Consider the following 6,111-nt stretch of genomic DNA (forward strand, 5'->3'; position numbering starts at 1 on the left):
CCCCGCCCACGCGGACCCCGCCCCCAACCCCCCCCCCCCCGGCCCCGCCCCCCCCCCCAAACCCACCCAAGCCCCCCCAGCCATCCCAGCCATCCCAGCCGCCCCCCCAGCAGACGCCGTACCAACACCACCCCCACCCTTACCCCCAACAGCATCCGCACCCACAAACCCCGTATCCCCAGCCACACCCTCAACAACAGCAGCCTGTCCAGCACAACCCGTACGCGCAGACGCCCCTCCAGCACCAGCCCCAGCCCTACCACCAGCCCCAGCCCCAGCCCCAACCTCATTACCAGCAACAGCCCCACCTACAGCCCTACTCACAGCAACAGCCCCACCCACAACCACCACAGCACCAGTCCCCATACGCCCAGCCGTACCAGCAGTACAACCAACCCCCGGCCCCGCACCAGCCATCGCCTCAGCCGCCACACCAATCACCACACCAACCACCGCACTACCCCACCGGCGCACCCGAAGGCGCTCCTGCGGACAACAGGCATGGCCAGAGTCAGGATCAGCCCGCCCAACGGCAGGGCCGTTCCGAACACCGCCCGCCGGACAGCGACGTCCCGACTCACCCGAGGAGCGCTCCACCCCTCGACTCGCACCCCCATGAGCCTCATGCCCAGCGGCCGGTCGCCGACCGGCCCCACAGCCTCAGGCCGCCCGCCGAGCCAGGGGGCATTCCGAACAATCCGTCCGGCGGGCCCCAGACTCCGCCGCGAGGATCCGCGCCCTTCGATCAGGACCAGACCGAGCACCACACGCATTACGGTGTCGAGGGGGACCGCGGGCAGACCGGCCTGCGTGACAAGCGGGGAGTTCGCCAGCTCGACCTTGAACCGGTGCACAACTATCTGCTGAACCTGGCGGACAAGAACCCGGACGCCCTGGCGCGCATCATCGCGGACGCGGACGCCGGGCGCACTTTCAAACGGGATGACCTCATGCGCGACCTTCCGGGGTTCGCGGACCTCAAGAACGAGGGGCACCGTCTCGCAGTCGTCGCCGCGCTGGGCAGGCTGAGTGTCGGTTTCCATGCGAGCCACGCCGTGGGAGTGGCGGTCGACAACAGCCGGCCCAGCATTTATCACTGGCGGGACGACATAGAGCGGACCCCGGCCCGCAAACGCGACATACTGCGCCAGAAGAACGATCCGAAGCTCAAGAACATATCCAGGTCACGTGGAGTTGCCGGCCACGAGGGGACGGACTTCGCCAGCACGGCTCCATCCGGCGCCAAGGACGCTCCGCCGGCTGCCAAAGCAAAGCTCTACCTGAACAACAGATATGGACAGGAAGCCGTCAGCGATGCGCTGAAGGCACTCTCCAACATGCAGCCGGATCTCACCGGCCGAAATTACGCCGCAGTTGAAGTGGTCGACCACAAGACCGGCGAAGTCCACTATGTCGTGGACAGCTCGGTGTCCAATGACAAACTGCCCCGGCCCGTGCACTCGGAGCCTCACATCGGCGGCTGGATCGAGCGCTTGAACGAAGGCTTGGAAGGCACACCGGTACCGGAAAAGGATCGTTACGAAGTACGCACGATGTACACCGAACGAGAGCCGTGCGGAACTTCCCAGGGCCACGCCGACTGTTCGAGTTACATCGTTCACTATGTCGCCTCGGAAGCCACCACGCATTATGGAACGGGATACCGCAAGGGACCGCAAGCCGAACCGTTCGACGCCGAGGCCGACCTGCGCCCCCAGGTCAACTCGACACGGGACGCGATGAACGCCGATTTCCAGCGGCATGTCAACGCCCTGGGGGACGTCTTCATGAGATTCGCCGGCTACCAGCCGATCGGCCAGCCATGATGAGATGCAGCCATGAATGAGGAGAGCAGGGAACACCCGTCCGTCTCGTTCGAGGAGGCGCGCGAACAGGTGCTGGCGCGCATCCCTGGGATGCTTGAAACGGGCGGCCGCCTGTGGATCGGTGGCCGTCCGGGCGCCGGAAAGAGCCGGCTGCTCGGCCGGCTTGCCGAGGAGACCTCGGCCGCCGTGGTCGATTGCCGCGGCAAGTCGGCCGAGCAAGTGGCGCACGATGTCGCGATTGCCTTGGGAACCTCCGCGCCGTACACATTCGACGACGGGCTGTACAGCGCCGTCCAACGCGTCGATGCCGGCCGAGTAGTGGTTCTGGTCAACGCGCAGTGGGCCGGGCAGCTGCGCACGTCCGTCGAGGCCAACCGGGTGGCGCGGCAGATTGCCGCCGGATTGCCCCGTGCGACGCGGTACGGAGTCGGGCTCGCCGTACTGGTCGAATGGAGCGGAGCCGACGATTTGGCCGCGCGCTACGGCGACGCTTCGGTCATTCTGGCCGGCGGCTCCGACGCTCACGGGCCCTCCTCCCTTTCGGCGGACGACGATGATCAGGGAGCCGTCAGCGCACTCTCTTTGGCCGAGCTTCCGGAAGTCACCTTTGCGACCTGGGAATTGCTCTGCGAGGCAGCTGGCACACCCCGCTCCCACACCCTTCTCAGGGAATTGGCCGATCAGCTGCCAGATCTCCTGCAGATCACCGAGGGGGACGGAAGGCAGGGCGATGCTCGCGTCTCATTCCGGCGCGAGAGCGATGCGCGACAGTGGCGAGCGGAAATCCCGCAGGAACAGGCGCTGGCATTCCACAGCTCGGCCGTCCGCCTTCTCACCTCGGCTCCGGAGTTGAGTTCATACGCCGCGTCAGCGCTACCGGCACATGCCGCAGCCGTCGACGCACTGGAGGAGCTCGTCTCCCACCCCTCCGTCTTGGCACAGCTCTCCCCCGAAGCCGTATTCGAAGCTCTGTCGGCAGCATATTACGGACGCCCCATCGACCCATCGAGCAGGTGCGCGAGTCTGCGCTATCTCTTGGAGCGCGGAATCTCACCCTGCTCGCAAGAGGAATGGGTGGCAATTCTGCACCACCTTGCCATCGGTACAGGAGATACAGACACCGCAACTTCCCTGACTCGGCAGGGAATGGCTCTCCCCTGGCAGACACGGTGGATGCAAGGAGTTCCCGCCGGTATGTACGACACCGATCTGCCGGTGCGGCGTCCGGAAATCATGAAACTACGACTGGAACACGACGCCGAGGCGATCGATCAGGGCGTGGTCGTGTGTACCAGCTATTCCGGCGCAGAAACCACCTGGCGGGTTGCCGACGGCGCGCCCACGTCGCCCCCATCGCCCCCGAACGGACAGCGGGTCGTCATCCCGGCCCTGTACCAGTCCGATGCCGGCTGGCCGTACCCGGACGGGCCGGCTGCCGCGGCCTTGATTCCCCGCATGGACAGCAGTGTGCGGCACGGCTTGCGGAAGGACGGCTTGGCGGTACTCGGCGGTGCGGACGGCGTCTTCGCGGTTTCGGTGAATCCTGAGGCAATCGCCCGTCAACCGCGGACCCTGATGAAGCGGATGTTGCGTCCGGTAACCCGGATCGCCGCTCGGCCGACCCCACCGCAGGCTTTCGCTCCGACACAGCAGTGGCTGGAGGCTTCGCTGGGTGAGGGATGTGTACGCCCCCTCACCGAGGACCAGCTCCCGGATGGCTTGTCGCATGCGCCGACGCGACGCTTCCTCACCACCGTCGGCCTCCCCGCCGTATCGGGTTTCCTTGAGCTGGAGACCACGGATCTCGCCGTATCGGGCCTGGAAACCTACGGAAGAGAACCCGAGGATTGGGACACGGAACTGCCCGAAGATGTCCCGCTGTATCAGTTGGGAGAATGGCAGAGCGCCCAGCTCCTGCTCGACGGCGCCAGCGGTCAGGTACTCCAGGACGGCGCCTCGGGCCTCTACGAACCACTGGCGGCATCAAGCCTTCAGCAGTTCGTCGCCATGGTCAGGCTCTATCACTGGTGGTTCACTTCCGACTGGACCATCGAAGACGTGAAGCCCGAGCTGCGGGAATGGCTGCGTGCGATCGACGAGGATGCGATCGATTCGGAGGCTTGGCAGCGCGTCTTCAGCGATGAGACCTTCGCTGACCGCCTATAGCCCTGGCGGCGCCCCGGAGAGGACGCCACGTGGCCGCCGCCCTGGCAGCTTCCCAGCCACCTGCCCCAGCCGGAAGCCCAGGGCGGCCCCCGATACGGAATCGGGCGTCACCGTCTCCCCTCGGCGGTTTGGGCACGTTCGGCGAACGATGTCGTGGCGAGGCCCTTCGCTGCGGATGTGCAGGGCGGGACAGCGGGCGAAGAAGAGTTGCCGGATCAGGGCGCCGGTGACGATCTGATTCGGTCCCACCGGACTGCAGGGGACGCCCCAGCACGGCTGAGCGGCGGCCAGGGCGGCGGTGGCGGCCTTGGCGATGACGGCGAGGCGAAGCGCGCCCTGGTAGGGATCGCGAGTTCGTCGGTGCTGCGCTGCTTGTAGGCATTGGCATTGAAGTCGGGGGCGTCCACCTCGACGCCTGCCGCAGACGATGGCCGATCTCGCCCAAGGGCTGCGGGATAACCGCGCGGAACTGCCGACGGCGTAGGCGAGTTCGTATTGTGCGGGATGAGTACACCCGGTCGGCCAGAGCCATCGTGGGGCGGGCCGGGGCCGACGAGGCCGGTTCGTGGCACACGGATGCGGGCCATGACCGCGTCCGAGTGCGTGGTGGGCCGGCTCGTTCCGCTCTTCGGCCCATCGTCGCTCCGCGCCGGGTCGGCCGGCACCAGCGGCTCGGTCCGGTCCCACATCGCATCAGTGATCACCAGCCGGACAGCCCCGCCATCGTCGGGCGGACGCATGCTGAGGTGCGGAATGTCGCCTGGCAGCGGGCGCAGGCGGCCGGGCCGCGGTGCCGCCCGCCTGCGGAGCCGGCGGAGGAGACGTGCCGGTGGCTGCATGACGGGCGTGTACCGGTGGCGTACTCGCGGACCGCGGAGCATGGTCTCGACACACCCGGGTGCAGCAGCTCCCGGCGGCTTTCGATGGTTGGCCCGCGTCAGGTGTCGAGGGCGAGGTGCGCTGATCCGCCAGGTTGCGCGAGACGGACACCGCCGGGAACTCCTCGATGCGCTCACCTGAGGCCGGATGCGTGGGCTGCGGTGCGGAAGTCCGGGTGCGTGAGTTGGGCACGGGCGGCGGTGAGGCGTTCGAGGACACCGGCACCGCGCCGGTCCCGGGGCACGTCGAAGACCGGCTCCGGAGCCTCGCAGGCCGCGTCGGGTTCGCGGCGCAGGAGGCGGGCTCGGGCGAGGCCGGTGGAGGCTTGTGAGCGGACGACTCCGTTACGTCACGGCGCCAGACGCTCCGCGTAACTCTTGATACTCGCCATGACGCCCGCATAGGGGGTCACGTGCGGCAGATGTATGGCAATGTTCCTACGGAAACGCTCCCAGTGAGACGTTTCCGCAGGTCACATCGTTTCTGCACAGACGTGCAGCGGTGGGGCGGGTGGGACTCGAACCTAAACGGGTGGGCCATCTCACCTGCGACTTCGCCAAGCAATCGGACATATGTATCCGATTCGATCGCGCTCTATCCTCTCCGACCCCGGCCGGCCCGGCACTGTGAGGCAATTACCTCACCAATTTTTGAGTTCCATTCGGAGCCCGCAGCGTTCCGGTCAAGGCGACAGTGCCCCGCCCCGAAGCGCACACCGCACACCAGACTGCCTCAGAACTGTAGGACCGACTCCCCCAGTAGCTACGCACAGTAGTCCCTCGCCAGAGCTCGGGCCGCGACCATACACGGCCCCCTTCAGGCAGCACATGTCGCCGAATGTGGCTCGCGCGCCTAACGGCTCTTGGCAAACGGGGAGGCGACACCCTGCCGCGAGGTCATCTCGCTGAGCTTCGCCGACGTGGCTCTGTTCACGAGTTGCGACAGCACCTGTACGCGAGTTTGGGAGGCACCCGCATCATCAGGGCATATCGAACTGTTCATGAGATTCGACAGCACCCGTTCGCGGCGAAGGGCCTCGCTCGGATCCAATGAGGCAGGCCGATCACCGGGGATTCCCGCGCCGAAGGCCCCGTGGGCACGAGTTGCGCCTCCCCAGTTCCTGATCTGCGGTCAGCCGCACACGCCAGCCGTAATCGGCTTCCGTTGCGCGGGAAGCGAATGAGCTGCTGGTGCCCAAGGAGATCTTCGACGGTTCGTCAGAGGGTGGGGAGGATGCCTC

At 66.8% G+C, this 6,111-nt stretch carries 2 protein-coding genes and 1 pseudogene; 2 read left to right on the forward strand and 1 reads right to left on the reverse strand.

The features are described 5' to 3' along the window. Positions 1–848 precede the first annotated feature (848 nt). Together ADK86_RS12385 and ADK86_RS12390 are read left to right on the forward strand one after the other, a co-directional pair. A complete protein-coding gene (locus ADK86_RS12385) occupies positions 849–1,826 on the forward strand; it encodes a hypothetical protein (RefSeq protein ID WP_053696636.1) in 978 nt (325 codons plus the stop codon). A 12-nt stretch (positions 1,827–1,838) separates the two neighbouring features. Beyond that, complete coding sequence (locus tag ADK86_RS12390) at positions 1,839–3,992, forward strand: SUKH-4 family immunity protein (protein WP_053696637.1); 2,154 nt, start codon at positions 1,839–1,841, stop codon at positions 3,990–3,992. Positions 3,993–4,336: 344 nt separating this feature from the next. Here ADK86_RS12390 and ADK86_RS45630 read toward each other — a convergent pair. Next, positions 4,337–4,588: pseudogene (locus ADK86_RS45630) on the reverse strand (IS5/IS1182 family transposase); the annotation flags it as partial. Positions 4,589–6,111 lie beyond the last annotated feature (1,523 nt).

The sequence above is a fragment of the Streptomyces sp. NRRL F-5755 genome (genome assembly GCF_001279365.1).
In the GTDB taxonomy this organism is placed as follows: domain Bacteria; phylum Actinomycetota; class Actinomycetes; order Streptomycetales; family Streptomycetaceae; genus Streptomyces; species Streptomyces rimosus.